Annotated in this window: 27 protein-coding genes; 20 read left to right on the top strand and 7 right to left on the bottom strand. The window is 71.6% G+C overall.

Annotation, left to right across the window (positions count from 1 at the left end):
- Positions 1–136 precede the first annotated feature (136 nt).
- Together ACTWPW_RS26490 and ACTWPW_RS26485 are read left to right on the top strand one after the other, a co-directional pair.
- The gene (locus ACTWPW_RS26490) at positions 137–1,120 is read left to right on the top strand and encodes an ornithine cyclodeaminase family protein (RefSeq protein ID WP_443170211.1); all 984 of its coding nucleotides are present in this window, start codon (positions 137–139) and stop codon (positions 1,118–1,120) included.
- A 13-nt stretch (positions 1,121–1,133) separates the two neighbouring features.
- Positions 1,134–1,802: a GntR family transcriptional regulator gene (locus ACTWPW_RS26485; RefSeq protein ID WP_364120263.1), complete on the top strand. Its 669-nt coding sequence runs from the start codon at positions 1,134–1,136 to the stop codon at positions 1,800–1,802.
- A gap of 312 nt (positions 1,803–2,114) precedes the next feature.
- Here ACTWPW_RS26485 and ACTWPW_RS26480 read toward each other — a convergent pair whose 3' ends face one another.
- The gene (locus ACTWPW_RS26480; RefSeq protein ID WP_375114117.1) at positions 2,115–3,038 is read right to left on the bottom strand and encodes an EamA family transporter; all 924 of its coding nucleotides are present in this window, start codon (positions 3,036–3,038) and stop codon (positions 2,115–2,117) included.
- A gap of 120 nt (positions 3,039–3,158) precedes the next feature.
- Between ACTWPW_RS26480 and ACTWPW_RS26475 the strand changes: the two genes are divergently transcribed.
- The gene (locus tag ACTWPW_RS26475; RefSeq protein ID WP_375114116.1) at positions 3,159–4,370 is read left to right on the top strand and encodes an MFS transporter; all 1,212 of its coding nucleotides are present in this window, start codon (positions 3,159–3,161) and stop codon (positions 4,368–4,370) included.
- Positions 4,371–4,386: 16 nt separating this feature from the next.
- Here ACTWPW_RS26475 and ACTWPW_RS26470 read toward each other — a convergent pair whose 3' ends face one another.
- Positions 4,387–5,166 (bottom strand): ABC transporter permease, encoded by a 780-nt coding sequence (locus ACTWPW_RS26470; protein ID WP_375114115.1) that lies wholly within the window; start codon positions 5,164–5,166, stop codon positions 4,387–4,389.
- Positions 5,167–5,218: 52 nt separating this feature from the next.
- On the bottom strand, positions 5,219–6,127 hold the full coding sequence (locus ACTWPW_RS26465) for an ABC transporter ATP-binding protein (RefSeq protein ID WP_375114114.1): 909 nt from the start codon (positions 6,125–6,127) through the stop codon (positions 5,219–5,221).
- A 158-nt stretch (positions 6,128–6,285) separates the two neighbouring features.
- On the opposite strand from ACTWPW_RS26465, the gene ACTWPW_RS26460 reads away from it, so the two are divergent.
- The 15 genes from ACTWPW_RS26460 to ACTWPW_RS26390 all read left to right on the top strand — a co-directional run bounded on the left by ACTWPW_RS26460 (position 6,286) and on the right by ACTWPW_RS26390 (position 20,018).
- Complete coding sequence (locus ACTWPW_RS26460; protein ID WP_443170210.1) at positions 6,286–7,062, top strand: VOC family protein; 777 nt, start codon at positions 6,286–6,288, stop codon at positions 7,060–7,062.
- A gap of 90 nt (positions 7,063–7,152) precedes the next feature.
- Positions 7,153–8,382 (top strand): multidrug effflux MFS transporter, encoded by a 1,230-nt coding sequence (locus ACTWPW_RS26455; protein WP_375114112.1) that lies wholly within the window; start codon positions 7,153–7,155, stop codon positions 8,380–8,382.
- A 92-nt stretch (positions 8,383–8,474) separates the two neighbouring features.
- Entirely contained in the window at positions 8,475–9,173 is a 699-nt protein-coding gene (locus ACTWPW_RS26450) for a helix-turn-helix transcriptional regulator (RefSeq protein ID WP_364120244.1), read from the top strand.
- Entirely contained in the window at positions 9,170–10,582 is a 1,413-nt protein-coding gene (sufB, locus tag ACTWPW_RS26445; protein ID WP_364120242.1) for a Fe-S cluster assembly protein SufB, read from the top strand. The genes ACTWPW_RS26450 and sufB overlap by 4 nt, the downstream gene beginning before the upstream one ends.
- On the top strand, positions 10,582–11,715 hold the full coding sequence (gene sufD / locus ACTWPW_RS26440) for a Fe-S cluster assembly protein SufD (RefSeq protein WP_375114111.1): 1,134 nt from the start codon (positions 10,582–10,584) through the stop codon (positions 11,713–11,715). Before sufB ends, sufD begins: the two co-directional genes overlap by 1 nt.
- On the top strand, positions 11,712–12,032 hold the full coding sequence (locus tag ACTWPW_RS26435; RefSeq protein WP_364120237.1) for a non-heme iron oxygenase ferredoxin subunit: 321 nt from the start codon (positions 11,712–11,714) through the stop codon (positions 12,030–12,032). Before sufD ends, ACTWPW_RS26435 begins: the two co-directional genes overlap by 4 nt.
- Before the next feature lie 4 nt (positions 12,033–12,036).
- Entirely contained in the window at positions 12,037–12,783 is a 747-nt protein-coding gene (gene sufC, locus ACTWPW_RS26430; RefSeq protein ID WP_375114110.1) for a Fe-S cluster assembly ATPase SufC, read from the top strand.
- Positions 12,780–14,036 carry a cysteine desulfurase gene (locus ACTWPW_RS26425; RefSeq protein WP_375114109.1) on the top strand — a complete coding sequence of 419 codons (1,257 nt, stop codon included), beginning with the start codon at positions 12,780–12,782 and terminating at the stop codon, positions 14,034–14,036. The genes sufC and ACTWPW_RS26425 overlap by 4 nt, the downstream gene beginning before the upstream one ends.
- Before the next feature lie 2 nt (positions 14,037–14,038).
- Positions 14,039–14,479 (top strand): Fe-S cluster assembly sulfur transfer protein SufU, encoded by a 441-nt coding sequence (gene sufU / locus ACTWPW_RS26420; RefSeq protein WP_375114108.1) that lies wholly within the window; start codon positions 14,039–14,041, stop codon positions 14,477–14,479.
- The gene (locus tag ACTWPW_RS26415; protein WP_364120225.1) at positions 14,476–14,835 is read left to right on the top strand and encodes a metal-sulfur cluster assembly factor; all 360 of its coding nucleotides are present in this window, start codon (positions 14,476–14,478) and stop codon (positions 14,833–14,835) included. Before sufU ends, ACTWPW_RS26415 begins: the two co-directional genes overlap by 4 nt.
- A gap of 310 nt (positions 14,836–15,145) precedes the next feature.
- Entirely contained in the window at positions 15,146–17,026 is a 1,881-nt protein-coding gene (locus ACTWPW_RS26410) for a DEAD/DEAH box helicase (RefSeq protein ID WP_443170209.1), read from the top strand.
- A 132-nt stretch (positions 17,027–17,158) separates the two neighbouring features.
- Positions 17,159–18,121, top strand: coding sequence for an acetylxylan esterase (locus tag ACTWPW_RS26405; protein WP_443170208.1), 963 nt, complete (start codon positions 17,159–17,161; stop codon positions 18,119–18,121).
- A 99-nt stretch (positions 18,122–18,220) separates the two neighbouring features.
- Complete coding sequence (locus ACTWPW_RS26400) at positions 18,221–18,484, top strand: phosphoribosyl-ATP diphosphatase (RefSeq protein ID WP_080037115.1); 264 nt, start codon at positions 18,221–18,223, stop codon at positions 18,482–18,484.
- Between the two features lie 60 nt (positions 18,485–18,544).
- Positions 18,545–19,390 carry an ATP phosphoribosyltransferase gene (hisG, locus tag ACTWPW_RS26395; protein ID WP_364120215.1) on the top strand — a complete coding sequence of 282 codons (846 nt, stop codon included), beginning with the start codon at positions 18,545–18,547 and terminating at the stop codon, positions 19,388–19,390.
- Between the two features lie 202 nt (positions 19,391–19,592).
- Complete coding sequence (locus ACTWPW_RS26390; protein ID WP_375114105.1) at positions 19,593–20,018, top strand: carbonic anhydrase; 426 nt, start codon at positions 19,593–19,595, stop codon at positions 20,016–20,018.
- A gap of 272 nt (positions 20,019–20,290) precedes the next feature.
- On the opposite strand, the gene ACTWPW_RS26385 is transcribed toward ACTWPW_RS26390, so the two are convergent.
- Genes ACTWPW_RS26385 through ACTWPW_RS26375 form a run of 3 tightly spaced genes read right to left on the bottom strand, consistent with a single transcriptional unit; the run spans position 20,291 to position 23,374 of the window.
- Positions 20,291–21,052 (bottom strand): endonuclease/exonuclease/phosphatase family protein, encoded by a 762-nt coding sequence (locus ACTWPW_RS26385; RefSeq protein ID WP_375114104.1) that lies wholly within the window; start codon positions 21,050–21,052, stop codon positions 20,291–20,293.
- Positions 21,049–22,326 (bottom strand): aminotransferase class V-fold PLP-dependent enzyme, encoded by a 1,278-nt coding sequence (locus ACTWPW_RS26380; protein ID WP_443170207.1) that lies wholly within the window; start codon positions 22,324–22,326, stop codon positions 21,049–21,051. Before ACTWPW_RS26380 ends, ACTWPW_RS26385 begins: the two co-directional genes overlap by 4 nt.
- 22 nt (positions 22,327–22,348) lie before the next feature.
- Positions 22,349–23,374 carry an EAL domain-containing protein gene (locus tag ACTWPW_RS26375; RefSeq protein WP_364120203.1) on the bottom strand — a complete coding sequence of 342 codons (1,026 nt, stop codon included), beginning with the start codon at positions 23,372–23,374 and terminating at the stop codon, positions 22,349–22,351.
- A 118-nt stretch (positions 23,375–23,492) separates the two neighbouring features.
- Here ACTWPW_RS26375 and ACTWPW_RS26370 point away from each other — a divergent pair, with 118 nt between their 5' ends.
- Positions 23,493–24,170, top strand: coding sequence for an acVLRF1 family peptidyl-tRNA hydrolase (locus ACTWPW_RS26370; RefSeq protein WP_375114102.1), 678 nt, complete (start codon positions 23,493–23,495; stop codon positions 24,168–24,170).
- Here the strand turns inward: ACTWPW_RS26370 and ACTWPW_RS26365 are convergent.
- Positions 24,146–24,967 (bottom strand): NAD(P)H-binding protein, encoded by an 822-nt coding sequence (locus tag ACTWPW_RS26365; RefSeq protein ID WP_443170206.1) that lies wholly within the window; start codon positions 24,965–24,967, stop codon positions 24,146–24,148. The genes ACTWPW_RS26370 and ACTWPW_RS26365 overlap by 25 nt on opposite strands.
- A gap of 85 nt (positions 24,968–25,052) precedes the next feature.
- On the opposite strand from ACTWPW_RS26365, the gene ACTWPW_RS26360 reads away from it, so the two are divergent.
- The gene (locus ACTWPW_RS26360; RefSeq protein ID WP_375114100.1) at positions 25,053–25,640 is read left to right on the top strand and encodes a TetR/AcrR family transcriptional regulator; all 588 of its coding nucleotides are present in this window, start codon (positions 25,053–25,055) and stop codon (positions 25,638–25,640) included.
- Positions 25,641–25,835 lie beyond the last annotated feature (195 nt).

The following is a 25,835-nucleotide window of genomic DNA, read 5'->3' as shown; positions in this document are numbered from 1 at the left end:
GCGTCTTCACCGCCCGGGTGGTCGAGCGGACCGGCGAGGGCGTGGTCGTGGCGATCGACGGCATGGCCTACCGGACCGGGCGGCACGTCTTCGAGCTCGACCCCGACGACCCGTTCCCGACCGGGTTCACGCTGCGATGAGCGGGCTACCCTACCTCGACGCCGCCACGCTGGAGCGGCTGGTGCCCGTCGGCCGGGCCGTGGCGGTCCTGGAGGACGCGCTGCGGGCCGGCCTCGACCCGGAGGCCACGCCGCCGCGGCCCATCGTGGACGTGCCCGCGGGGCAGCTGCTGCTCATGCCCGCGTCCATGCGCCGGTACGTCGGCGTCAAGGCCGTGAGCATCGCGCCCGGCAACGCGGAGCTGGGGCTGCCCCGGATCCAGGGGACGTACCTGCTGTTCGACGGCGCCACCCTGGCCCCGCTGGCGGCCATGGACGGGATCGCGCTCACCTCGCTGCGCACGCCCGCCGTCTCCGCCCTCGCCGTGCGGCACCTGGCGGAGCCGGGGGCCCGGCGGCTGGTGGTGTTCGGCAGCGGGCCGCAGGCGTACGGGCACGTGCTGGCGCTGCGCGAGGTGCGGCCGGTCGAGGACGTGACGGTCGTGGCCCGCGACCCCGGCCGCGCCGAGGCCCTCGCCGCCCGCTGCCGCGACCTGGGCCTGACCGCCCGCGCCCGGACGGATCCGCCGGCGGCGGGCCCAACGGTGGGCCCAACGGTGGGCCCAGCGGTCGGCCCGGTGGCCGAGGCGGTGGCCGCGGCTGATCTCATCGCCTGCTGCACCACGGCCAGAGAGCCCCTGTTCCCCGGTAAGCTCGCCCGCGACGGCGTCACCGTCGTCGCGGTCGGGTCGCACGAGCCGGACGCCCGCGAGCTCGACGGCGACCTCGTCGCCCGCGCCACCGTGGTCGTCGAGGCCAGGGCGTCCGCCCTCGCGGAGGCCGGCGACGTCATCGTCCCGATTCGCCGGGGTACGATCACCTCCCGTCATCTCGCCGGAAACCTCGCCGAGCTGATCGCCGGAAGGGTGGTCGCCGGTCCGGGGCCGCGCGTGTTCAAGAGCACGGGCATGGCGTGGGAGGACCTCGTGGTCGCGGCTGCCGCTTACGAGGCGTGGACATAGAAGGGATGGGCGGATGGCTGCCGAGGACCGGCTCGACCTGCCGATGGTGGGGGAGCGGCAGAGCCTGCGCGAGCAGGTCGCGCACGCGCTGCGTGCCGCGCTGATCACGGGGGAGATGCGGCCGGGGGTGGTCTACTCCGCCCCGGTGCTGGCCGCCCAGTTCGGCGTCTCGGCCACGCCCGTGCGCGAGGCCATGCTCGACCTGGCCAAGGAGGGCCTGGTCGAGGCGGTGCGCAACAAGGGCTTCCGGGTGACCGAGCTGTCCGACCGCGATCTCGACGAGCTCACCGAGATCCGCCAGCTCATCGAGGTGCCCACGGTGGCCCGGCTGGCCGACAGCTCGCGGGCGGAGGAGTTCGAGCGGCTCAGGCCCATCGCCGAGGAGATCGTCTCGGCCAGCGAGCGCGGCGACCTGCTCGCGTACGTGGACGCCGACCTGCGCTTCCACGTCGAGCTGCTGTCGCTGTGCGGCAACGCCCACCTGGTCTCGGTGGTGCGCGACCTGCGCAACAGGGCCCGGCTCTACGGCCTGTCCCAGCTCTCCGAGCGGGGCACGCTCGGCGGTTCGGCCCGGGAGCACCTGGCGCTGCTCGACGCGCTCAAGAGCGGCGACAGCACGGCCGTGGGGCAGCTCATGGGAGAGCACATCGGCCACGTACGCGGCATTTGGGCCGAGCACTGAGCCGAGCACCGGTTCTGAGCCCCAAGTTCTGACATTCAGGGATCAGACACTCCCCGATGGCGGTAATCTCGGCTGTGAGCCGACCGAGCGACGCCTCGCGCGAGCGCCAGCGGCCCCGAGATCCTGGTCCTCAGCGGACCGGCCACCCCCGACCTCCGGTGGTGGCACCTGCCTGGTCACGCGGACTCCCGCACTCCGCTGACCGTCCCCGGGCTCGGCACACCCCGCCCACCGAGGCCGAGCCCCCCGCCGCGCGCCCGAGACCCCATCCCACGGGCGCGCGGCGGCCCTCCTCCGGCTGGTTCGGCCCGGCTACTTCCGCCGCCTGCCGCCCGCCCGGGTCGAGCCCAGGCTGGCCGCCACGATGCAGATGATCGCCGCCCACTGCTGCGTGTGCAGGAACTCGCTCAGCAGCAGCACCCCGACCAGCGCCGCCACGGCCGGCTCCAGGCTCATCAGGATGCCGAACACGTGCTTGGGCATCCGCCGCAGCGCCTGTAGCTCCAGCGAGTAGGGGATCACCGACGACAGCAGGCCCACGCCCAGCCCGATCAGCAACAACTCCGGCTCCAGCAGGTCGGCCCCGCCGGTCGCGACGCCGACCGGGGCGATCGCCACGGCCGAGACGATCATCGCGAACGACAGCCCGCTCGTCCCCGGGAAGCGCTGCCCGGCCGCCGCCGACAGCAGGATGTACCCGGCCCAGCCGGCCCCGGCCACCATCGCGAACCCGATGCCGACCCAGCTCACCGACTCGGACGCGCCCCACGGCGCCAGCAGCACCACGCCCGCCGCCGCCAGCCCGACCCACAGCAGGTCGATCCGGCGCCGCGAGGCGGCCACCGCCACGCCCAGCGGCCCGAGGAACTCGATCGCCACCGCGATCCCCATCGGCAGCCGGGACAGGGCCTCGTAGAAGGTCAGGTTCATGACGGCGAGCGTCAGGCCGAAGCCGACGCCCACCGCCCAGTCGCGCCAGGACAGCCCCTTCAGCCGGGGCCGGACCACCGCCGCCATGATCAACCCGCCGGCCGCGATGCGCAGGAACACCACCGCGCTCGGCGGCAGCGCCGCGAACAGCTCCTTGGCGAAGCCGGCGCCGAGCTGCACCGAGAAGATCGCCAGCAGCACGAGCCCGGAGGGCGGGATCGAGTCGGCCGCGGTGCGCAGCAGGTTTCCGGGCCTGGGCACGCCGGAGCCGCGGTCGAAGGGGTCGTCAAGGGCAAAGTCGGTCACAGGACTCCTCTGGAACGCGAGGCAACCGGCTCAGCCTACTCACCTGGGGAGACATCCCTTGATTTAAGGTGGTACTACTGCTTACTGGATCATTTATCCGGACAAATAGACCATGGACGCATGAAATCCCCCACCTTGCCCGTGAGCCTCTCCCGCCCGCCATTGGCCCTGTCCGTGGCCTCCTTCGTCAGCAGCTTCGACCGCTTCGCCGTGAGCCCCATGCTCGTGCTCATCGCCGCCGACCTCGGCGTCTCGCTGTCGGCCTCGGTCGGCGCCGCCAGCGGCTACTACCTGGCGTACGGGCTGACCCAGCCGCTGTGGGGCCTGCTGTCCGACCGGTTCGGCCGCGTGCGGGTGATGCGCTGGGCGCTGTTCGGCGCCGCGGTGGCCGGGGCGGCCTCGGCGCTGATGCCGGTGCTGGCCACGCTGGTGGTGGCCAGGGTCGTGACGGGCGCCTGCTTCGGTGCGGTGATCCCCACGGGCCTGACGTACGTGGGCGACACCGTCCAGCCGTCGGTACGCCAGCGCGCCCTCACCGACCTGATGGCCGCCGCCGCCCTCGGCACGGCGCTGGCCACGGGACTGGGCGGGGTGGTCGCCGGGCTGGTGGACTGGCGGGTGGCCTTCACCGTACCGGCCGCCTGCGCCCTGGCCTGCGCGGTGTCGCTGCGCTCGCTGCCCGAGCCGCCCCGTGAGGAGTCGGCCCTGAAGGGCGGGACGGGAGTGCGCCGGTACCTGGGGGCGGTGCTGGGGCAGCGGTGGGCGCTGCTGGTGTTCGGGCTCGCCTTCACCGAAGGGGCGATCATGCTCGGCGCCATGCCCTTCCTGGCCACCGCGCTGCAGCACACCGGGCTGGCCGCCGCCGTGGCGGGCCTGGCCATCACCGCGTACGGGCTGGGGCTCTGGGCCTTCTCCAAGCTCGTCAAGGTGCTGTCGGGCCGCTGGCCCGCGCCCCTGCTGATGGTCGTGGGCGGCACGCAGCTCTGTCTCGGGTTCGCGATCGTGGCGGTGCACGTCAGCGTGCCGGCCGTGGCCGTCACCGCGCTGCTGCTGGGCGGCGGCTGGTCCTTCCTGCACTCCTCGCTGCAGACGTGGGCCACCTCGATCGTGCCGGAGGCCAGGGGGACCACGATCGCGTTCTTCGCCTGCGCGCTGTTCGTGGGCAGCGCGGTCGCGTCATGGGCGGCCGGGCCGCTGGCCGAGCACGGCAGGTACGGGCTGCTGTTCGGCCTGGCCGCGGGCGCCGCGATCCCGCTGACCGCGGTGGCCGCCCTCACCCGCCACCGCTACGGCGCCCTGCCGGCCGACCGCCCGGACCCGCTCCCTGAATGACACCGGGTGCCCCGGGCTACTCCCAGCGGAAGGTACGCGACACCAGCCCCAGCGACAGCACCGCCCAGACGGCGAGGACGGCCAGCGGGACCAGCGGCAGCGCCGCGCCCTCGGCGAGCACCGCGCGCAACCCGCCGGTGAGCGCCGAGATGGGCAGCGCCTCCAGGAACGGCCGCACCGCCTCGGGGAACTTCGTCAGCGGGAACACCACCCCGCCCGCCCCCAGCAGCACCAGGTAGACCAGGTTGGCCGCGGCCAGCGTGGCCTCTGCGCGCAGGGTGCCCGCCATGAGCAGCCCGAGCCCGCTGAAGGCCGCGGTGCCCAGCACGATCAGCAGTGCCGCGCCCAGGAACGACCCCTGCGGCCGCCACCCCAGCGCCAGCCCCACGACCACGATGATCACGGCCTGGATGATCTCCACGCCCACGACCGCCGCCGTCTTGGCCAGCATGAGCCCGCTCCTGGACAGCGGGGTCGCCCCCAGCCGCTTGAGCACGCCGTAGCGGCGCTCGAAGCCGGTCGCGATGGCCTGCCCGGTGAAGGCCGTGGACATGACCGCCAGCGCCAGCACGCCGGGCACCAGGAAGTCCACCCGCCGCCCGCCGCCGACGTCGATCAGCGGCGCCAGCGAGAAGCCGGTCAGCAGCAGCACCGGGATGATCATGGTCAGCAGGAGCTGCTCGCCGTTGCGCAGCATCGCGCGGATCTCGGCGCCCGCCTGCGCCGCCACCATGCGCGGGAACGGCGCCGCGCCGGGCGCCGGGGTGAGGTCGAGGGTCGAGTCGGGCGCGGTCATCGCAGCTCTCCCGCGGTGGGATGGTCGGGCGCGGTGGTCGGGCATGGGGCGGTCATCGCAGCTCCCTGCCGGTCAGCTCGAGGAAGACGTCTTCGAGGGTGCGGCGCTCGATGCGCAGGTCGTCGGCCGTGACGCCCTCGGCCGCGCACCAGGCCGTCACCGTGGCCAGCAGCTCGGGGTCGACCAGGCCCTCGATGATGTAGTGGCCGGCCGGTGACTCCTTGGCCGCGCTGCCCGCCGGGAGCGCGTTGAGCAGCTCCTCCAGCGCCAGCCCCGGCCGGGCCCGGAACCTGAGCTGCCGCTCCGCCCCGGTCAGCGAGGCCGGGCTGCCCTCGGCCACCACCCGGCCCCGGTCGATGATCACGACGTGGTCGGCCAGCCGCTCGGCCTCGTCCATGTGGTGCGTGGTCAGCACCACCGACACGCCCGCCGCGCGCAGCTCGCCCACCAGCTCCCAGCAGGCGTGCCTGGCCTGCGGGTCCAGGCCCGCCGTCGGCTCGTCGAGGAAGACCAGCTCGGGCCGGCCGACGACGGCCGCGGCCAGCGACAACCGCTGCTGCTGGCCGCCGGACAGCCGCCGGTAGGGAGTGCGTACGTGCTCGGCCAGCCCCAGCCGCACCAGCAGCGCATCGGGGTCGAGGGGCCGGGCGTAGAAGCGCGAGACCAGCCGCAGCCACTCGCCGCAGCGCATCGCCGGCGGCACGCCGCCCGCCTGCAGCATGACGCCCACCCGCGGGCGCAGCTCGGGCAGGGCGGGCGCCAGGCCCAGCACCCTGACCGTGCCCGCGTCGGCCTTGCGGAACCCCTCGCAGATCTCCACCGTGGACGTCTTGCCCGCGCCGTTGGGACCGAGGACCGCGGTGACCGCCCCACGCTCGGCACGGAGCGTGAGGCCGTCTACGGCGGTGCTGCCGCCGTAGCGTTTGACCAGGTCGACGATCTCGACGGCTGGGGAGTCCATGGCCACGAGTTTAGGGACTTCCCCAGGCGGTCCGGGCCGCAGGTGAACATGACCCCATTTGGACATGTCCAGCCCCGCCGTTCCTTTCGCGCCGTTCCTTTTGCCCGCGCGCACGGAGTGGCAGCCTGGCGGTGAGATCCCCTGCCCAGGAGGTGGCAATGTCTCGACGCAGTGAGTACGCCCCCGGAGTGCCGTGCTGGGTGGACCTGTCCAGCACCGACGTCGGCGCCTCCGCGCGCTTCTACGAGGAGGTCCTCGGCTGGCGGGCGGAGACGATCGACGACCCGGCGGCCGGCGGCTACGGCATGTTCCTCCACGGGGACCGCAAGGTCGCCGGGCTGGTCCCGGCCATGGCCGGCCAGCCGGTCTCGACCTGGGACACGTTCGTCGCCACGGACGACGCCGAGGCCCTCGCCGACCGGGTCAGGCAGGCGGGCGGCACGGTCGCGATGAAGCCCACTCAGGTCTTCGAGCACGGCATCGTGACCGTCTTCCGCGCGCCCGACGGCTCGTTCGCCGCCGGCTGGCAGGCCGGCGACCATCCGGGGGCCGAGCTGGTCAACGAGCCCGTCTCGTTCTGCTGGAGCGAGCTGGTCACCCGCGACCTGCCGGCCGCCGAGACCTTCTACCCGGCCGTCTTCGGGTGGGACCCCCGCCCGCTGGAGACGCCGCCCGGCAAGTACACCGAGTGGCACGTGGGCGGGCACGCCGTCGGCGGCATGCTGGAGATGGACCCCGGTTACCCGGCCGCGACGCCCTCGTTCTGGATGACGTACGTCGCCGTCGCCGACCTCGACGCCACGACGGCGGCGGCCGAGCGGGCGGGCGCCCGGATGCTCGTGAGCGGCGTGGACGCCACTCCCGGCCGGTTCTCGGCGTTCACCGACCCGCACGGCGCGACGATCTCCATCATCCAGCTTCACGAGATTTCCTGAAATATCTGATAACCGGGAATTCGGAGGACCGGAACGTGGTTTGATCCCTCGGCCCTCGTGGGCCAGGCCTACGAGGGAAGGGGAGCACGCATGTCCGTGGCACAAATCGCCACGCCCACAGCCGTCCAGCCGGAGACGAGGAGCCGCCGCGGGCTGTTGCTGCTGATCCTCGGCGCCCTCTCGGCGATCGGCCCGCTCTCCATCGACATGTACCTCCCCGCGCTGCCCTCCATCGCCTCCGAGATGCTCAGCGCCCCCGCGCAGGTCCAGCTCACCCTCACCGCCTGTCTCATCGGCGTCTCCGTGGGCCAGGTGATCGCCGGTCCCATGAGCGACGTGCGCGGCCGGCGGGTGCCGCTCATGGTGGGGGTGGCCGGGTTCATGGTCGCCTCGCTGCTGTGCGCGTTCGCCCCCTCGGTGCCGATGCTCATCGCCTTCCGCCTGCTGCAGGGCATGCTCGGCGGCGCGGCGCTGGTGATCGTGCGGGCCGTGGTGCGCGACCTGTACGACGGCGCCGCCATCGCCCGCATCTTCGCCACGCTGATGCTCGTCAGCGGCCTGGCCCCGATCCTCGCGCCCATCGCCGGGGCGCAGCTGCTGGCGTTCACCTCGTGGCGGGGCGTCTTCGTGGCGCTCAGCCTCGCGGGCGTCGTGCTGCTGCTGGCCGTGCTGACGGGCGTGCGCGAGACGCTGCCCCCGTCCGAGCGCGAGAGCGGCGGTCTCAAGCACACCGTGCGCACGTTCTGGCAGCTCCTGCGCGACCGCGCGTTCATGGGCTTCGCCCTGACCGGCGGGCTGGCGTTCGCGGCCATGTTCGGCTACATCTCCGGCTCGCCGTTCGTCCTCCAGGAGGTGTACGGCGCCACGCCCCAGCAGTACTCCCTCATCTTCGGCCTCAACGCCCTGGCCCTGACCGCCACCGCCCAGCTCGGCGGCCGGCTGTCCGGGCGGGTGCCGCCGACCCTGCTGGTCCGCATCGGCCTGTTCACCGGCCTGATCGGCGCGGTGCTGCTGATGACCGCCGCGCTGGCCGACCTCGGTCTCTGGGGCATCGTGGCCGGGCTGTTCGTCATCATGCTGGGCCAGGGCCTGACGCTGCCCGGCACCGGCGCGCTGGCGCTCGGCTCCCAGCCGGCACAGATCGCGGGGAGCGCCTCGGCGCTGACGGGCGTGCTGCAGTTCGCGCTCGGGGCCGCCGCGGCCCCGCTGGTCGGACTTGCCGGATCGGGCACCGCCGTCCCCATGGCCTGTGTCATGCTCGGGCTCATCACCTGCTCGGCCCTGACATTCATGATCTTGGGCCGGGCAAAGGTTAGGTAAGGCTACCCTGCGTGACAAATTCCATTCCCGTCCCTGGCCGGATCCGTTTGTGAAGCGGGAAGGAATTACGGCACACTGATGTTGTGAAAAACATGCCCACGATGGAGCCAGGCAACGAGCGCGGCACCCGCGCCCGTGTCGCCAGGCTGATTCTTGAGCATGGTCCCGTCGCGGCCGCGGCTCTCGGCGAGCGGCTCGGGCTCACGCCCGCCGCCGTCCGGCGTCATCTCGACGCGCTGCTGGCAGACGGGATGATAGAGCCTCGCACCGTGCGCCCTCGCGGACAGCGCGGGCGCGGACGGCCGGCCAAGCTGTTCGCGATCACCGACGCGGGGCGCAGTGCTTTCGAGCACGCCTATGACGACCTGGCCGGGAGCGCCCTGCGCTTCCTGGCCGAGCGCATGGGGGAGCAAGCCGTGGCCGACTTCGCCCGCGAGCAGGTTTCGAGCCTGCTGCAACGGCTGGAGCCGGTCATGCGGACGGTGCCGGCGGACCAGCGCGTGCAGGTGCTGGCGCAGGCGCTGTCGGCAGAGGGGTATGCCGCCTCGGCCAGCAAGGCCAAGTCGGGCGGCGACCAGCTCTGCCAACACCACTGCCCGGTGGCGCACGCGGCCGCGGAGTTCCCGCAGCTGTGTGAGGCCGAGACGGAGGCGTTCGCGCAGCTGCTCGGCACGCCGGTGCAGCGCCTGGCCACGATCGCCCACGGCGACGGGGTGTGCACCACGCACGTCTCCCCGCAGTCCTTGGCCGATTCCGCACATAGAGACAAGAGCAAGGAGACCGGAAGGTGACTGTCACCGACCGCCCGGAGCTGGAAGGCCTCGGGAATTACAAGTTCGGCTGGGCCGACTCGGATGCCGCCGGGTCGGCGGCAAGGCGTGGCCTGTCCGAGGAGGTCGTACGCAACATCTCCGGACTCAAGAACGAACCGGAGTGGATGCTCGACCTTCGCCTGAAGGGCCTCCGCCTGTTCGACAAGAAGCCGCTGCCTACCTGGGGCTCCGACCTCACCGGCATCGACTTCGACAACATCAAATACTTCGTGCGCTCCACCGAGAAGCAGGCCGCTTCCTGGGACGAGCTGCCCGCCGACATCAAGAACACCTACGACAAGCTCGGCATCCCCGAGGCGGAGAAGCAGCGCCTCATCGCCGGCGTCGCGGCGCAGTACGAGTCCGAGGTCGTCTATCACAAGATCCGTGAGGACCTCGAGGAGAAGGGTGTCATCTTCGTCGACACCGACACGGGCCTGAAGGAGCACGAGGAGCTCTTCAAGGAATACTTCGGCTCGGTCATCCCGGTGGGCGACAACAAGTTCGCCGCGCTCAACACCTCCGTGTGGTCCGGTGGCTCGTTCATCTACGTGCCGCCGAACGTCGAGGTCGAGATCCCGCTGCAGGCCTACTTCCGGATCAACACCGAGAACATGGGCCAGTTCGAGCGGACCCTGATCATCGTCGACGAGAACAGCTACGTCCACTACGTCGAGGGCTGCACCGCGCCGATCTACTCGTCCGACTCGCTGCACAGCGCCGTCGTCGAGATCATCGTGAAGAAGAACGCCCGCTGCCGCTACACGACCATCCAGAACTGGTCGAACAACGTCTACAACCTGGTCACCAAGCGCGCCGTGGCCTACGAGGGCGCGACCATGGAGTGGATCGACGGCAACATCGGCTCCAAGGTCACGATGAAATACCCGGCCGTCTACCTCATGGGCGAGCACGCCAAGGGCGAGACGCTGAGCGTCGCGTTCGCGGGCGAGGGCCAGCACCAGGACGCCGGCTCCAAGATGGTCCACCTGGCGCCCAACACCAGCTCCAGCGTCATCTCCAAGTCGGTGGCGCGCGGCGGCGGCCGCACCTCCTACCGCGGTCTCGTGCAGATCGAGGAGGGCGCCCACGGCAGCGCCAGCACCGTCAAGTGCGACGCCCTGCTGGTCGACCAGATCAGCCGCTCCGACACCTACCCCTACGTCGACGTCCGCGAGGACGACGTCTCGATGGGTCACGAGGCCACGGTCTCCAAGGTCAGCGAGGACCAGCTGTTCTACCTCATGAGCCGCGGGCTCGGTGAGGACGAGGCGATGGCGATGATCGTGCGCGGCTTCGTGGAGCCGATCGCGCGTGAGTTGCCCATGGAATACGCGCTCGAGCTGAACCGGCTGATCGAGCTGCAGATGGAAGGAGCCGTCGGCTGATGGGCCTGAACGAGAAGCCCCTGTCGACCCTGCACGAGAAGGCGTCCTACGACCTGGGCGACTTCGAGGTCCCGACCGGGCGCGAGGAGGCGTGGCGCTTCACGCCGCTCTCGCGCCTGAAGGGCCTGCACAACGGCAAGGCCGAAGCCGTCGGTCACGTCCGGGTGGACGTGGACGCGGCCCCGGAGGTCACCGTGGAGACGGTCGGCCGCGACGACGCCCGCGTGGGCAAGTCGTTCGTGCCCTCCGACCGGGTGAGCGCGCAGGCGTGGAACAGCTTCGAGAAGGCCACCGTGATCACGGTGCCGCGCGAGGCCGTCACGTCCAGGCCCACCGTCCTGACGCTGACCGGCGAGCCGGGCGGCGACGGTGCCGGCGCCGCCTACGGCCACATCGTGGTCAAGGTGGAGCCGCTGGCCGAGGCCGTGATCGTGCTCGACCACAAGGGCAGCGCGGTCTACGCCGACAACATCGAGTTCGTCGTCGGCGACGGCGCCAACCTCAAGATCGTCAGCCTGCAGGACTGGGCGGACGACGCGGTCCACGTCTCGCACCACCACGCGCAGCTCGCCAAGGACGCGACGTTCCGCAGCTTCGTGGTGACGCTCGGCGGCGACCTCGTCCGCCTGTCGCCCACCGTCACCTACACCGCCCCCGGCGGCGACGCGGACATGTCGGGCGTCTACTTCGTGGACGCCGGGCAGCACCTGGAGCACCGCCTGCTGGTCGACCACTCGCAGCCCAACTGCAAGAGCAACGTCGACTACCGCGGCGCGCTGCAGGGCGAGGAGGCGCACGCCGTCTGGATCGGCGACGTGATCATCAGGGTCGAGGCCGAGGGCACCGACACCTACGAGCTCAACCGCAACCTCATCCTCACCGACGGCGCCCGCGCCGACTCGGTGCCCAACCTGGAGATCCTCACCGGTGAGGTCGCGGGAGCGGGGCACGCCTCCGCCTCCGGCCGCCTCGACGACGAGCACATCTTCTACCTCCAGGCCCGCGGCATCCCCTTCGACGAGGCTCGCCGCCTGGTCATCAGGGGCTTCCTCGGTCAGCTCATCGAGAAGATCCAGATCGACGAGATCCGCGAGCGCGTGCTCAGCGCCGTGGAGGCGGAGCTCGCGCGATGAGCGGTTTCGAGAAGGTGTGCAAACTCGACGACATCCCCGACGAGGGGGTCATCGGCGTCGAGGTGGGGGAGACCCCGGTCGCGCTCGTGCGCAAGGGTGAAGACGTCTTCGCCCTGCACGACATCTGCTCCCACGCCGAGGTCAAGCTCAGCGAGGGCGAGGTCTACGACGGCACGCTGGAGTGCTGGCTGCACGGCTCGTGCTTCGACATCCGCTCGGGCAAGCCCACCGGACCGCCCGCGACCCGACCAGTGAACGTCTACACAGTGAAGATCGACGGCGATGACGTCCTCGTCTCGCTCTCGAAGGAGTCCTAAGCACATGTCCACCCTTGAGATTCGTGACCTGCAGGTCGCCGTCGACGACAAGGAAATCCTGCGCGGCGTCAACCTGACCGTGAAGTCCGGGCAGACGCACGCCATCATGGGCCCGAACGGCTCGGGCAAGTCGACGCTCGCCTACGCGATCGCCGGCCACCCCAAATACACGATCACCGGCGGTCAGGTGCTGCTCGACGGCGTGGACCTGCTGGAGCTGTCCGTCGACGAGCGGGCCCGCGCCGGCCTGTTCCTGGCGATGCAGTATCCGGTCGAGGTCCCCGGTGTGTCGGTCTCGAACTTCCTGCGCTCGGCCGTCACCGCCGTCCGCGGCGAGGCGCCCAAGCTGCGCGAGTTCGCCAAGGACCTCAAGAACGGCATGGACGCGCTGTCCATCGACTCCGCCTTCGCCCAGCGCAACCTGAACGAGGGCTTCTCCGGCGGCGAGAAGAAGCGCCACGAGATCCTGCAGCTCGAGCTGCTCAAGCCGAAGATCGCGGTGCTCGACGAGACCGACTCCGGCCTCGACGTGGACGCGCTGCGCGTGGTGTCCGAGGGCATCAACCGCTTCCGCTCCACCGGCGAGACGGGCGTGCTGCTGATCACCCACTACACCCGCATCCTGCGCTACGTGAAGCCGGACTTCGTGCACGTCTTCGCGGCCGGCCGGATCGTCGAGGAGGGTGGCCCCGAACTGGCCGACAAGCTCGAGGCCGAGGGCTACGAGCAGTACACGAAGGCATCTGCATGAGCTCCAACAGCTTCGATGTGGAGAAGATCAGGAAGGACTTCCCGGTCTTCTCCCGCGAGCTGCCCGACGGGCGACCGCTCGTCTATCTCGACTCGGGCAACTCCTCACAGAAGCCCAATCAGGTCATCGAGACCATGCGGGAGCACCTGGCGCTGCACTACAGCAACGTCGGGCGGGCCATGCACGTGCTCGGGGCCGAATCGACCGACGCCTACGAGGGCGCCCGCGACAAGGTCGCGGGTTTCGTCGGGGCGCCGTCCCGCGACGAGGTGATCTTCACCAAGAACGCCTCCGAGGCGCTCAACCTGGTCGCCTACTCCTTCGGCAACCCCGCCAACACCGATCCGCGCTTCACGCTCGGCCCGGGTGACGAGATCGTCATCTCCGAGATGGAGCACCACTCCAACATCGTGCCGTGGCAGCTGCTCGTGCAGCGCACCGGGGCGACGCTGAAGTGGTTCGGCGTGACCGACGACGGGCGGCTCGACTACACGCCCGACCTGATCACCGAGCGGACGAAGATCGTCTCGATCGCCCACCAGTCCAACGTCCTCGGCACCGTCAACCCGGTCGCCGAGGTGGCCCGGCGGGCGCACGAGGTCGGCGCGCTGATCATGCTCGACGCGTCCCAGTCCGTGCCGCACCACCCGGTGGACGTCACCGAGCTGGGCGCCGACTTCGTGGCCTTCACCGGCCACAAGATGGTCGGCCCCTCCGGCATCGGCGTGCTGTGGGGGCGGGCCGAGCTGCTCGACGCCATGCCGCCGTTCCTGGGCGGGGGCGAGATGATCGAGGCGGTCTGGATGGACCACTCGACGTACGCGCCGCTGCCGCACAAGTTCGAGGCGGGCACGCCGCCGATCGTCGAGGCCATCGGGCTCGGCGCGGCGGTCGACTACCTCACCGAGGTCGGCATGGAGGCCGTGGAGGCGCACGAGCGCACGCTGACGGCCTACGCCTTGGAGGCCCTGCGCGAGGTGCCCACGCTGCGCGTCATCGGACCCGAGTCGCTGGAGGGCCGCGGGGGCACGGTGTCGTTCACGCTGGAGGGCATCCACCCGCACGACGTCGGGCAGATCCTGGACGACCAGTTCGGGGTCGCCGTACGCGTCGGGCACCACTGCGCCCGCCCGCTGCACCTGCGCTTCGGAATACCCGCGACCACGCGGGCGTCGTTCTACCTGTACAACACCACGGGCGAGATCGATGCCCTGGTGCGCGGCCTCCATCACGTGCAGAAGGTGTTCGCATAGCCATGATCGGTGAGTCGATGTACCAGGAGCTGATCCTGGAACACTACAAGCACCCGCAGGGGCGCGGTCTGCGCGAGCCGTACGACGCCGAGGTTCACCACGTGAACCCGACGTGCGGCGACGAGATCACGCTCAGGGTCAAGGTGGGCGACGCCGGCAAGATCCTGGACGTCTCCTACGACGGACAGGGCTGTTCGATCAGCCAGGCCGCCGCCTCCGTGCTGCACGAGCTGACCGCCGGCTCGACGATCGAGGAGTCGCTCTCGGTGGTCGACGAGTTCACCCGGCTGATGCAGGGCAGGGGACAGGTCGAGGCCGACGAGGAGGTCCTCGGCGACGCGGTCGCGTTCGCGGGCGTGGCCAAGTTCCCGGCGCGCGTTAAATGTGCGTTGCTTTCTTGGATGGCCTACAAGGACGCTGTTGTGAGGAGTGCTGCCGAATGAGCAAGCCAGTGGAGACCCCGACCGGCTTCGACGGTGACGCGACCGTCGAGGAGGTCATGGAGGCGCTCAAGGACGTCGTGGACCCCGAGCTCGGCATCAACGTGGTGGACCTGGGCCTGATCTACGGGCTCAACCTCGACCCGTCCGACGGCGGGCAGCCCGTGGCCACCATTGACATGACGCTCACCAGTGCGGCCTGCCCGCTGACCGACGTCATCGAGGACCAGGCCCACTCGGCCCTGGACGGCATGGTCTCCGACGTGAAGATCAACTGGGTCTGGCTGCCGCCGTGGGGCCCGGACAAGATCACCGACGAGGGCCGCGAGCAGCTTCGTATGCTAGGCTTTAACGTCTGATCTTTTCTGCTGTTACGGCTGGCGTAAAGCGTCAGCCCGTATCAGCGTGCCAATGGGGGTTTGGGAAAGTCGGTGCTCATGCCAAGGAATATCCGATAACATCCCCGGCGTTGGCAATCAGGTACACCTGACGTCTCATCGCGCGTCTCGCATCGCCTGCGGCCGGTGCCCAGGTGTATCCCCCCTCATTCATCCCGCCCCCATGACGGCGGGTGCCCTTGAACCTGTGCGGCCCGGTGCCGCACACCCTGGCTCGTCCTTTCGCAGAAGTGACGCGCCACTTCGACGGAAAGGCACGACTTTCGTGACCATGCTTGACGCTGTCATGCCCACGCTCGGTGAGACCCCCGAGCCGGGCCCGTCCGAGTTCGAGCTGCTGGGCCTGCCCAAGCCGCTGGTGAACGGACTGGCCAAACTGGGTTTCGACAGCCCGTTCCCCATCCAGAGCGCGACCATCCCTGACGTGCTCGCCGGGCATGACGTCCTCGGCCGCGGCCAGACCGGCTCCGGCAAGACGCTCGCCTTCGGTCTGCCCACCATGGCCCGCATCGCGGGCGTGCGGCCCGCCCAGGGCCGTCCCCGCGCGATGATCCTCGTGCCCACCCGTGAGCTCGCCCTCCAGGTGCACGACGCCCTCGAGCCCCTCGGGCGCGGCCTCGGCCTGCGCATGAAGGTCATCGTCGGCGGCATGTCCATGGGCAAGCAGATCGAGGCCCTGCGACGCGGCGTGGACGTCGTCATCGCCACCCCCGGCCGCCTGGGCGACCTGATCCGGCAGGGCGAGTGCTCGCTGGGCGACATCGAGGTCAGCGTTCTGGACGAGGCCGACCACATGTGCGACCTCGGCTTCTTCCCCGTCGTGACGGAGCTGCTGGCGCAGACCCCGTCCGACGGTCAGCGGCTGCTGTTCTCGGCCACGCTCGACGGCGACGTCGACAAGCTGGTGCAGCGCTTCCTCAAGGACCCGATCACCCACTCCGTGGCGCCGGCGACCTCGCCGGTCGACACCATGGAGCACCACGTGATGCAGGTCTCGCGCGACGACAAGTTCGACGTCACGGCCGAGATCGCCAACCGCGAGGGCCGTACGATCATCTTCGTCCGCACCCAGCACGGCGTGGACCGGCTGTGCAAGCAGCTGGCCAGGGTCGGCGTCAAGGCGGGCGGCCTGCACGGCGGCAAGCGCCAGAACCAGCGCACCCGCATCCTCGCCGAGTTCCGCGAGGGCTCCGTCAACGTGCTGGTCTGCACCGACGTCGCGGCGCGCGGCATCCACGTGGACAACATCAGCCTGGTGCTGCACGTGGACCCGCCGCAGGACCACAAGAGCTACCTGCACCGCGGCGGCCGTACGGCCCGCGCCGGTGAGAAGGGCACGGTCGTCACGCTGGTGCTGCCCAACGAGCGCCGCTCGACCGACGCCCTGACCCGCCGCGCCGGGATCCACCCGTTCCGCCTCAAGGCGACCCCGGGTCACCCCAGGCTCGCCGAGGTGGCCGGCGCCCGCAGGCCGAGCGGCGAGTCCATCCCCGTGTGGGAGCCGGACGTCCGCAAGCCGCTGCGCCCGCGCCGCGAGGGCGGCACCTCCGAGCGCAGGGGTCGTCGTGGCCGCCGGGATTTCGACGGTGACCGCCGCCCGCGCCGGCACGAGGACGGCGACCGTCCGTACGGTTCCGGCGACGACCGCCGCCCGAGGCGCGAGTTCGACGGCGACCGCCGTCCGCGGCGCCACGAGGACGGCGAGCGTCCGGTCGTGGCCGCCGACGACCGTCGTCCGCGCCGGCACGAGGACGGCGACCGTCCGTACGGTTCCGGCGACGACCGCCGCCCGTTCACGTCCGGCGACGACCGCCGGCCGCGCCGGCACACCGACGGTGAGCGGCCGTTCGGGCGCACGCAGGAGCCGCGCACGTTCAGCGACGACCGCCGGCCGCGTAGCGGGTTCCGCACCGACGACCGCCCGGTCCGTCAGGACGACCGCGGCCAGCGCGGTGCCGGTTACCGCTCCGACGACCGGGGCACGCGCTTCGGCACCGACCGTGGCCGGCCGTTCTCGGCCGACCGCGACCGCGGCAGCCGCACCGACGAGCGGGGGCCGCGTGACGGCTACCGGCCCGTCGGCGGCCGTACGGACGAGCGTGGCAACGGTGGTTTCCGCCGTAACTCGGGCGGCCGTCGCTTCGAGCGCTGAGCAGGTCTGACAGCACAAACGGCGCTGCCCGTCGTCGCATGAAGGCCCGTTCGATGTGGGTGGGATCTCAGCGACAACAGGAGGCCGGGTAAGTTCCATGGGCCGATGTCCCCCGACCCCCTAGGAACGTCCGTGTTCGTTGACATGCCACTCCCGCGACTTCGCGAGTACCTGCCGGAACGCGCCGAGCCCGGCGACTTCGACGCCTTCTGGCAGCGCACGCTCGCCGAGGCCCGCACCCACGACCTCGCGGCCGAGTTCACCCCCGTGCCGTCCGAGCTGACCGTCGCCGACGTCTTCGACGTCACCTTCGCCGGTTTCGGCGGCCACCCCATCAAGGGCTGGCTGCTCCTGCCGCGGCACGCCACCGGACCGGTGTCGTGCGTGATCGAGTACCAGGGGTACGGCGGCGGGCGCGGCCTGCCGATCGACTGGCTGCTGTGGCCCTCCTTCGGCTACGCCGTGTTCGCCATGGACAGCAGGGGACAGGGCGCCGGCGGGTGGCGGCGTGGCGACACCGCCGACCCCTACCCCGGCACCGGGCCGCAGACGCCCGGCGTCATGACCAGCGGCATCCACGACCCGGACGCCTACTACTACCGGCGGCTCTACACCGACGCCGTGCGCGCGGTCGAGGCCGCCAGGGCGCATCCCGGGGTGGGCGAGGTCGCGGTCGGCGGGGCCAGCCAGGGCGGCGCCATCGCGCTGGCCGTCTCGGCCCTGGCTCCCGGCCTGGCCTGCGCCCTGCTGGATGTGCCGTTCATGTGTCACATCAGGCACGCCACCCAGATCACCCCCGAATACCCCTACGCCGAGCTCGCCGCGTACTGCCGCGCGTTCAAGGACCAGGTGGAGCGGGTCTTCGAGACCCTGGCCTACTTCGACGGGGTCAACTTCGCGGCCAGGGCCGCCACGCCCGCGCTGTTCTCCGTGGGGCTGCAGGACGGCGTCACGCCGCCGTCCACGGTGTTCGCCGCCTACAACCACTACGCCGGTGAGAAAGACATCCGGATATATCCGTACAACGGGCACGAGGGCGGCGAGTCGGCGCACGCCATGGAACGGGTCGCCAGGGCGAAGAAGGCGCTCGGATGAACAGGTGACGGCGCCGTCTCGCGTGGCGGACGCGGGGCGGCGTCACTCCATGACGCAGACTAGGCTTATCAGGCACGCAGCCGACCGACGAGAGAGACCATGAAGACCTTCGAAGAGCTGTTCGCCGAGTTGTCAGAGAAAGCCACCACCCGGCCCGCGGGCTCGGGCACCGTGGCCGCGCTCGACGCCGGCGTCCATGCCATCGGCAAGAAGGTCGTCGAGGAGGCCGCCGAGAGCTGGATGGCGGCCGAATACGAGTCAGACGACAGGGCAGCTGAGGAGATCTCGCAGCTCCTCTACCACGTGCAGGTGCTCATGATCGCCAAGGGCATCGGCCTCGACCAGGTCTACAAGCATCTCTAGGGCGCCGGGCGCCCATGACCTGGAGACAGACATCGAGAGCGAGACACGTGAGGACCTGACATGCTGCGTCTGGCAGTACCCAACAAGGGCGCGCTCAGCGAGGCCGCCCAGAGCATGCTGAAAGAGGCCGGTTACCGGTCACGCAGGGACAGCAAGGAGCTGTTCGTCGTCGACGAGGCCAACGGCTGTGAGCTGTTCTTCCTGCGCCCCCGCGACATCGCCGTCTACGTCGGGGAGGGCACCCTCGACGCCGGCATCACCGGCCGGGACATGCTGGTCGACTCCGGCGCCCCGGTCGAGGAGATCATGCCACTCGGCTTCGGCGGCTCCACCTTCCGGCTGGCCGCCGCGGCCGGCACGATGACGTCGGTCGGCGACCTCAACGGCCGGCGCATCGCCACCTCCTACGCGGGCCTGCTCGACAAATACCTTTCCGACCAGGGCGTCGACGCCCGCGTGATCAAGCTGGACGGCGCCGTCGAGACCGCCATCCGGCTCGGCGTGGCCGACGCCGTGGCCGACGTCGTCGAGACCGGCACCACGCTGCGCAACGTCGGGCTCGAGGTGTTCGGCGAGCCGATCATGCGGTCGGAGGCGGTGCTGATCAAGCAGCAGAGCGCGCCGGAGACGGCTAACGTCGAGCAGCTCGTACGCCGCTTCCAGGGCGTCGTGCACGCCCGCGACTTCGTCATGATGGACTACGACATCCGCGCCGAGCGCATCGACGAGGCCACCGCGCTCACGCCCGGCATGGAGGGCCCCACGATCTCGCCGCTGCACCGCGAGGGCTGGGTCGCGGTCCGGGCCCTGGTCCGGCGCAAGGGTCACCAGAAGGTGATGGACCAGCTGTGGGACATCGGCGCAAGAGCCATCCTGGTCACCGACATCTACGCCTGCCGCCTGTGAGATATGCCCGCTAGGCCATCGTGCCGGCGGGCATATCCGGACCGTGCGTAACGAGTCAGTCGCTTGGCGTGGTAGTGCCAGGCAAACGTGGTCCTTACTCGAGCAGGGCAACCGGCGCTGGGCGGCGGGTCGATCCCACCGCCCGCACCAGGACCCCCGACGCAGGAAGCAGGTCGCGACGAGCCAGTCGCCCCGGGCGGTCGTGCTGTCGTGCATCGACTCCCGGGTGCCGCCCGAGGTCGTCTTCGACGTCGGCCTCGGCGACCTGCTGGTCGTCCGTACGGCGGCGCACACGCTCGACTCCCTCGTCACCGCGGCCGTCCAGTACGGTCCACAGGACCTGCGCTCCTGCCTCGTCGTGGTCCTGGGGCACCAGCGCTGCGGGGCGGTCACCGCCGCCGCCCGGGCCTTACGCAGGCAGGTCACCCTGCCCGGCGAGCTGCCCCACATCGTCGAGGCCCTCCAGCCCGCCTACTTCACCGCCGACGGCCGGGTCGAGCCCATGGTCCACGCCCACATCCGGCGGACCGTCTCGCGCCTGAGAGCCGATCCCCTCCTGTACGGCAGCGTCACCGTCATCGGCGCCTACTACAGCCTGGACACGGGGCTGGTGAGCCGCGTGACCTGACAGCCCACGTCAGCGAGCACCACGGGGACGTGCTCCCCGTGGACGGCCTCTCGCTCACCGTCGAGCCCTGCCGAACCGTTGCCCCTGCTCGGGCCGGACGGCGCGGGCAAGCCGACCGCCCTCAACCTGCCGCTCGGCCCGCTCACCCCCGGCCGGGGCGCGATCGCCGCGCCCCGGCCGAGGCGGGCAGGGACCGGGAGATGGGCATCATGCTCCGGAACGCCGGCCGTGCGGCGCCATGGTGCAGGGTCGGGTCCAGCCGGGGGACCCGTTCAGTAACGCAGCTCCGCCAGCACGGCGTAGTGGTCGGAACCGGGCTCTGGGCCGTCGCCCACGACCTCGCAGCGCACCGGATGCCCCGCGCCGCCCGCCCGGGGCCAGGCGCTCAGCACGTAGTCGAAGCGGCGGTCGGGATAGAGGCCCGGCCGCGCGTACGGGTTGGCGCTGCTCCACGTGTGGCCGGGGCCGCCGTCGCCGGCCAGCTCCCACGCGTCGTAGAACACCACGCCGGGCGTGGCCGGCGCGCTGCGCCCGGTCAGCATCCTCATCTCGTCGCTGTCGGGCCCGGCGTTGAAGTCGCCGCACACCAGCGTGGGATGCCGGCGCGAGGCCGCCTCGCGGACGAACGCGGTCAGCGCCCGCACCTGGGACTGCCGCATCTCGGACTCGTCCAGCCGGAACGAGCCGACCATCGAGCTGAACACCTGTAACGGCCCGCGCGGCCCGGCCAGCTCGCAGAACAGCGCGCTGCCCGCGAACTCGCCGCCGGGCAGGCGGCGCTCGTCCTGCCGGGTGATCGGCCAGCGCGACAGCACCGCGCAGGGCACACCGTCCGCGTAGGAGGCGACGTGCTCGTAGCCGAACGACTGGCCCGCCCACTCCTGCAGCAGGACCACGTCGGCCTCCTGCTCGCGCACCACCTTCTCGATCCGCCCTGCCCGCTCGGCGAACGGGCCGTGCTCGCCCCACACGTTCCAGGTCAGCACGCGCACGCGGGTCTCGATCAGCGGTCCGTACGGCTCGGCCCAGTTCATCGCAGCCCCTCCACGGCTCTGACAGCGCGGTCCACCTGCTCGGGCCCCGTCACGATACTCGTGCCGAAGCGCAGCAGCGAGGGCTGGTACGGCGTCACGCTCGCGACCACCTTCTGCCCGCGCAGCCGCTCCACCGCCTCGAACGGCTCCATGCCCGCCACCGAGCAGCACACCAGTCCCGCCGACAGCTCCGGCGCGTTCGGGGTGGCCAGCCTGACGTGCGGGATCGCGGCCAGGCCCGCCTTCAGCCTGGAGGCCAGCTCCTGCGTGCGCCGCTGGACGCGGTCCTTGCCGATCGCCGTCATGAACGCGAACGCCTGCGGCATCGCCCACCGGTGCTCGAACGCCTTGTAACCGCCGGGCGTGACCAGCTCGGCCGTGTTCGCGCCCGGCGCGCCGCCGCCCTGCCAGGCATCGAACGCGGCCTGGCTGAAGCTGGGCACGATCGGGGCGACCGCGTCCCAGGCCCGGCCCCACACGATGCCCGTGCCGCGCGGCCCGAACAGCCACTTGTGCGTGCCGCTGGCCAGGAAGTCGCAGCCCAGGTCGGCCACGCCGTCGGCCAGCGCGCCGAACCCGTGCACCCCGTCCACGCACAGCAGCGCCCGGTCCCGCTCGTCGCGGCCCCTGTTCGCCTCGGCCAGCAGGTCGGCGACGGCGCGCACCGGCACGCGCACGCCGGTGCTCGAATGCACCCAGGTGAGCGCCACCACCCGCGTGCGCGGGCCGAGGCCCTCCTTGATCGCCGAGACCATGCGGTCGGCCGAGGCGCGGGCCGGGTCGTCGTACAGCCTGACCCGGCGGAGCTTCGCCCCCGTGCGGGCGGCCAGCAGGCGCAGGCCCTCGTGGGTGGCCATGAAGTCGTGCTCGGTGGTCAGCACGTCCTGGCCGGGGCGCAGGCCGAGACCGGAGTAGAGCAGGCCCAGGCCCATCGTGGTGCTGTCGGTGAGCGCGATCGTGTCGGCGCGGGCGCCCAGGTAGCGGGCGGCGGCCTCGCGTACGGCCTGGTCGGGCGAGCCGCCCGGCGGGGTGTACTCGGGGTCGGCGTCGAGGGCGTCGCGGTGCGTTCTGATCGCCTGCCGGACCGGGGCCGGCGCGGGTGCCAGCACGAATGCGGCGAACTGCGCGTACGCGGGGTCCAGCGCGAACTGGGCCCGCACGGACGCCCAGTCGGCGGGGTCGAAGGCGGCGCCTTTGGGCGCGGGCGTGTCACCGGTGCACGCCGCCGCGCCTGTCAGGAGCCCGGCGCCGAGCAGGGCCCGTCTGTTGAGCATGCTGGCTTCCTACCCGGCACGGTCAGCTCCTGATCGCGGCAACCTGCCTGATCAGATCGGATACGCGGACGATGCCCAGGCAGCGGTTCAGCTCGTCGGTGACCACCAGGTCGTCGTAGACGCGGGTGGAGTCCCGGCCCGCGGCCTGCATGGCCGCTATCGCCGGCGTCGTGCGCGGCACCGTGCGCGGCGGGTCGGCCAGGCGCTGCGCCGGCTTCGAGCCGTGCAGGGCATGGCCGTAGCGGGCCGCGAACGACAGCAGGAACCGGCTGCGGTCGAGGCTGCCCTTGGGCCGCTGGAACTCGTCCACCAGGATCACGCTGGTGATCGTCGGCTCGTGCCCGAACGCCGCCACCGCCTCCTCCGCCTTGGCCTCCGCCGGGAGCGTCACGGCCGGCAGCAGCAGCTCCTGCACGCGGGGGCCGAGCAGGACCGTGTCGGGCGACTCGTCGGCGATCGGCAGCGGCACCCGTACCTTGCCGTCGGGGCCCGGGGCGAGCAGGGGGCCGTGCGCCAGGCGCACGCCCAGGCCGCGGACCATCCCGACCTGCGCCTCGCGCTCCACGCCCGGGGCCATGACGTGCGCGCCGATGGCGCGGGCCAGCGTGCCGACCGCCCGCGCCACCGCGATGGCCCGGTGGTCGCCGGGGATGCGCGCCACCACCTCGGGGTCGAGGGCCAGCAGGTACGGGGACGCGTCCGCGACCAGGTCCAGGGCCGCGCCGGAGGTGCCGACGTCGGAGAAGCCGAGCAGGTACCCGATCGTGCGCAGGCCGTCGAGCCCCACCTTGAGCAGCGGCCGGTCCTGCTCCTGGCACGGTCCAGTGAGCAGCAGGATCGCCTCGCGCGGATGCCGGCCCGCCCTCCTCAGCGCCTCGTGCAGCGGCGCCAGCGCGCCCGCGCCCGACAGCACCACCCGTACCGGGAGCTCCAGCACCATCGGCAGGGGCGCCGCTCTCAGGGTGCCGGTGTTGTCCACGATGGCCGGGTGCGCGATGACAGCACCCGTGTCGAGATCCACCATGGGACTGGTGAGCAGGGAGGACACGTACAGATGGTGCTCCTGTCACAGCTGCACCAGAAGCCCCCCGAAACAAAATTTACCGACATTTCCGTTTCGGTTCCCTACTGGACCGGAGGGGAACGTCGTTCGTTAGTCTTCGCGCATGAACGCGCGTCCGGCGAGGGGCGGCGGCCGGTGGGTCACGGTGCCGCCGGAGCGTCTGCATCCATGGATCGACGGGTTCGCGGCGCGTCACGGGCCCTTCACGGCGAGCGGGGACGCGCGGGTCGTGCGGCTGCTGGCCGGCGACGGGGCGCTGGCCGAGCTGCACGTGCCCTTCCCGCCTCTGGCGCCGCCGGGGCCGCCGCACGTGAGCCGGTTCGTGGCGCACGCCGGGGCCGAGCGGCGGGTCGGGGTGTTCCTGGTGCGGCTCGGCGGCTACGCGGCCGGGGTCTTCCACGGGAGCGCGCTCGTGGCGTCCAAGGTGGGGTCGCGGCTGGTGCAGGGGCGTACGGCGGCGGGCGGGTGGTCGCAGCAGCGCTTCGCCCGGCGGCGGAAGAACCAGGCCGCCCAGGCGTTCGACGACGCGGTGGAGACGGCGGTGCGGGTGCTGACGCCGTACCTGGGGGAGCTGGACGGGGTGGTGCTCGGCGGGGACCGCAGGGCGGTGGACGCCCTGCGGCCGGACCGCCGGCTGGCGCCGCTGCTGGAGCTGGAGCGGGAGCCGTTCCTCGTGGTGCCCGATCCGCGGCTGGCGGTCCTGCGGGACACGCCCGCCCAGTTCAGGTCGGTACGCGTGCGGGTGGTCGATCCGGATCAGGCGGGGAACGCGTCCCGGTGATCGGCGAGGAAGGCTGACAGGGGGCGGGGCGGGCGGCCGGTCACGTCCCGCACCGCCGTCGTGGTCGCCGCCCAGCGGCCGTCGCCGGTCTCGGCCATGAGGGCGGCCAGGTCGCCGGCGTGGGGCTGGGGGATGCCCTGGCGTTCCAGGTGGGCGGTCATCTCGGGGACGGGCAGGTTCACGTAGCGGACCGGGCGGCCGAGGGCCCTGCCGATCTCCTCGGCGATCCGGTCGTGCGACAGGGACTCGGGGCCGGTGAGGACGAGGTCGCGGTCGGGGCCGACCGGGGCCGTCAGCAGGGCGGCGGCCACGTCGGCGATGTCGCGGGCGTCGATGTAGTTGACCGGGGTGGTGCCGTACGCGCCGTACATGCTGCCGTGCTCGAAGTCGCGCGGCAGGTTCTGCATGAAGCCGCTGGGCTGGAGGATCGTCCAGGGCACGCCCGACTTCCTGAGGTGGGCGTCGACGGCGCCGTGCATGCCCATGCCGAGCTTGGCGCCCGGCTCGGCGTCGCGTACCGACACGGCGACGATCTGCGCCACGCCCGCGCGGGCGGCCAGGTCGATGACGGCTCGGTGCGCGTCGACGTAGCCGGGCCAGAGCGAGCTGTTGAGGAAGAGCCGGTCGCCCGGGTTGAGCAGCCCGCCGATCGTGTCCGGCCGGTCGAAGTCGGCCTTGGCGTAGGGGACGCCCAGGTCCTCGGCGTCGCGCCGGACGGCGGCGAGGACGTCGTGGCCGCGCAGCCGCCCGACGAGCGCGCGGCCGATGGAGCCGGTGGCACCGGTTACCACGATCATGGGGACCTCCGTAAGTGGAATCTCGAATTCCGGTTAGCTGGACGCTACACTAAGCGGAATCGGATCGTCCACTTTGGAGTCGTACGTGCGAGCGGATGCCAGGCGGAATCTGGACAAGATCGTCGAGGCGGCCGCCGCGGTCGTCGCCGAGCGCGGCGTCAACGCGCCGATGGAGGCCGTCGCCAAGCGGGCCGGCGTCGGCGTCGGCACGCTCTACCGCCGCTTCCCCGACCGCGGCGCCCTGATCGCGGCCGTCGGCGACCACTACATCCACACGATGGCGGACGCGCTGGACACCGCCGCCGGCGCCACCGCCGACGCGTGGAGCGCGATCTGGGACTTCGTCTGCTGGGCCGCCGAGCCGGGCCGCACGGCGCTGGCCACCGCGCTGGCGGTGCTGCCGGAGGAGGCGATCGTGGACCGGGCCGAGTTCGCGCGGGTGCGGGGGGAGTGGGTGGAACGGTTCGACGGGCTCGTCCGCCGCGCGCAGGCCGAGGGCTCGATGCGGCCCGACGTCGGCGTCGAGGACCTCATCCACCTCTTGAACGTCTTCACCTGCCACCCCGACGACCTGCCGGCCCCGGTGGCCGCCGATCCGGGCCGCTACCTGCGGCTGATGCTCGACGGGATGAAGGCCGGCGCCGCCACGCCGCCGCCCGGCGCCGGAGCGTGACCGCTCCGCGTCGTTGAGACGATTCAAAAAAATCTTGAATGCCGCTATGATGAGCCGAAGTTCTCGGTGGACCGCGTTCTGCGGTCCACCTTCAGCAGCGGATCCTGCGCTTTCCGGTGGGCGGCCGCGTCCAGCGGAGCACCTCGGGCGGCGCACTCCGCTCATTCAGCAGCACGGCTCTTTCAGCAGCACGGC

The organism is Nonomuraea sp. KM90, from assembly GCF_052246675.1.
Classification (GTDB): domain Bacteria; phylum Actinomycetota; class Actinomycetes; order Streptosporangiales; family Streptosporangiaceae; genus Nonomuraea.
Note: the sequence above shows the minus strand (reverse complement) of the source record. Positions and strands in the feature narration are given on the sequence as shown.

Bases quoted from the DNA above. Each gene is read 5' to 3' on its own strand.
- ACTWPW_RS26470 (WP_375114115.1), bottom strand. From the start codon at position 5,166: ATGACCGCGCCCGACTCGACCCTCGACCTCACCCCGGCGCCCGGCGCG.
- ACTWPW_RS26400 (WP_080037115.1), top strand. From the start codon at position 18,221: ATGAAGACCTTCGAAGAGCTGTTCGCCGAGTTGTCAGAGAAAGCCACC.
- ACTWPW_RS26485 (WP_364120263.1), top strand. From the start codon at position 1,134: ATGGCTGCCGAGGACCGGCTCGACCTGCCGATGGTGGGGGAGCGGCAG.
- ACTWPW_RS26435 (WP_364120237.1), top strand. From the start codon at position 11,712: ATGAGCGGTTTCGAGAAGGTGTGCAAACTCGACGACATCCCCGACGAG.
- ACTWPW_RS26455 (WP_375114112.1), top strand. From the start codon at position 7,153: ATGTCCGTGGCACAAATCGCCACGCCCACAGCCGTCCAGCCGGAGACG.
- ACTWPW_RS26425 (WP_375114109.1), top strand. From the start codon at position 12,780: ATGAGCTCCAACAGCTTCGATGTGGAGAAGATCAGGAAGGACTTCCCG.
- ACTWPW_RS26365 (WP_443170206.1), bottom strand. From the start codon at position 24,967: ATGATCGTGGTAACCGGTGCCACCGGCTCCATCGGCCGCGCGCTCGTC.
- ACTWPW_RS26370 (WP_375114102.1), top strand. From the start codon at position 23,493: ATGAACGCGCGTCCGGCGAGGGGCGGCGGCCGGTGGGTCACGGTGCCG.
- ACTWPW_RS26380 (WP_443170207.1), bottom strand. From the start codon at position 22,326: ATGCTCAACAGACGGGCCCTGCTCGGCGCCGGGCTCCTGACAGGCGCG.
- ACTWPW_RS26465 (WP_375114114.1), bottom strand. From the start codon at position 6,127: ATGGACTCCCCAGCCGTCGAGATCGTCGACCTGGTCAAACGCTACGGC.
- ACTWPW_RS26460 (WP_443170210.1), top strand. From the start codon at position 6,286: ATGTCTCGACGCAGTGAGTACGCCCCCGGAGTGCCGTGCTGGGTGGAC.
- sufD (WP_375114111.1), top strand. From the start codon at position 10,582: ATGGGCCTGAACGAGAAGCCCCTGTCGACCCTGCACGAGAAGGCGTCC.
- ACTWPW_RS26410 (WP_443170209.1), top strand. From the start codon at position 15,146: ATGCTTGACGCTGTCATGCCCACGCTCGGTGAGACCCCCGAGCCGGGC.
- sufU (WP_375114108.1), top strand. From the start codon at position 14,039: ATGATCGGTGAGTCGATGTACCAGGAGCTGATCCTGGAACACTACAAG.
- hisG (WP_364120215.1), top strand. From the start codon at position 18,545: ATGCTGCGTCTGGCAGTACCCAACAAGGGCGCGCTCAGCGAGGCCGCC.
- sufC (WP_375114110.1), top strand. From the start codon at position 12,037: ATGTCCACCCTTGAGATTCGTGACCTGCAGGTCGCCGTCGACGACAAG.
- ACTWPW_RS26415 (WP_364120225.1), top strand. From the start codon at position 14,476: ATGAGCAAGCCAGTGGAGACCCCGACCGGCTTCGACGGTGACGCGACC.
- ACTWPW_RS26475 (WP_375114116.1), top strand. From the start codon at position 3,159: ATGAAATCCCCCACCTTGCCCGTGAGCCTCTCCCGCCCGCCATTGGCC.
- ACTWPW_RS26385 (WP_375114104.1), bottom strand. From the start codon at position 21,052: ATGAACTGGGCCGAGCCGTACGGACCGCTGATCGAGACCCGCGTGCGC.
- ACTWPW_RS26450 (WP_364120244.1), top strand. From the start codon at position 8,475: ATGCCCACGATGGAGCCAGGCAACGAGCGCGGCACCCGCGCCCGTGTC.
- ACTWPW_RS26490 (WP_443170211.1), top strand. From the start codon at position 137: ATGAGCGGGCTACCCTACCTCGACGCCGCCACGCTGGAGCGGCTGGTG.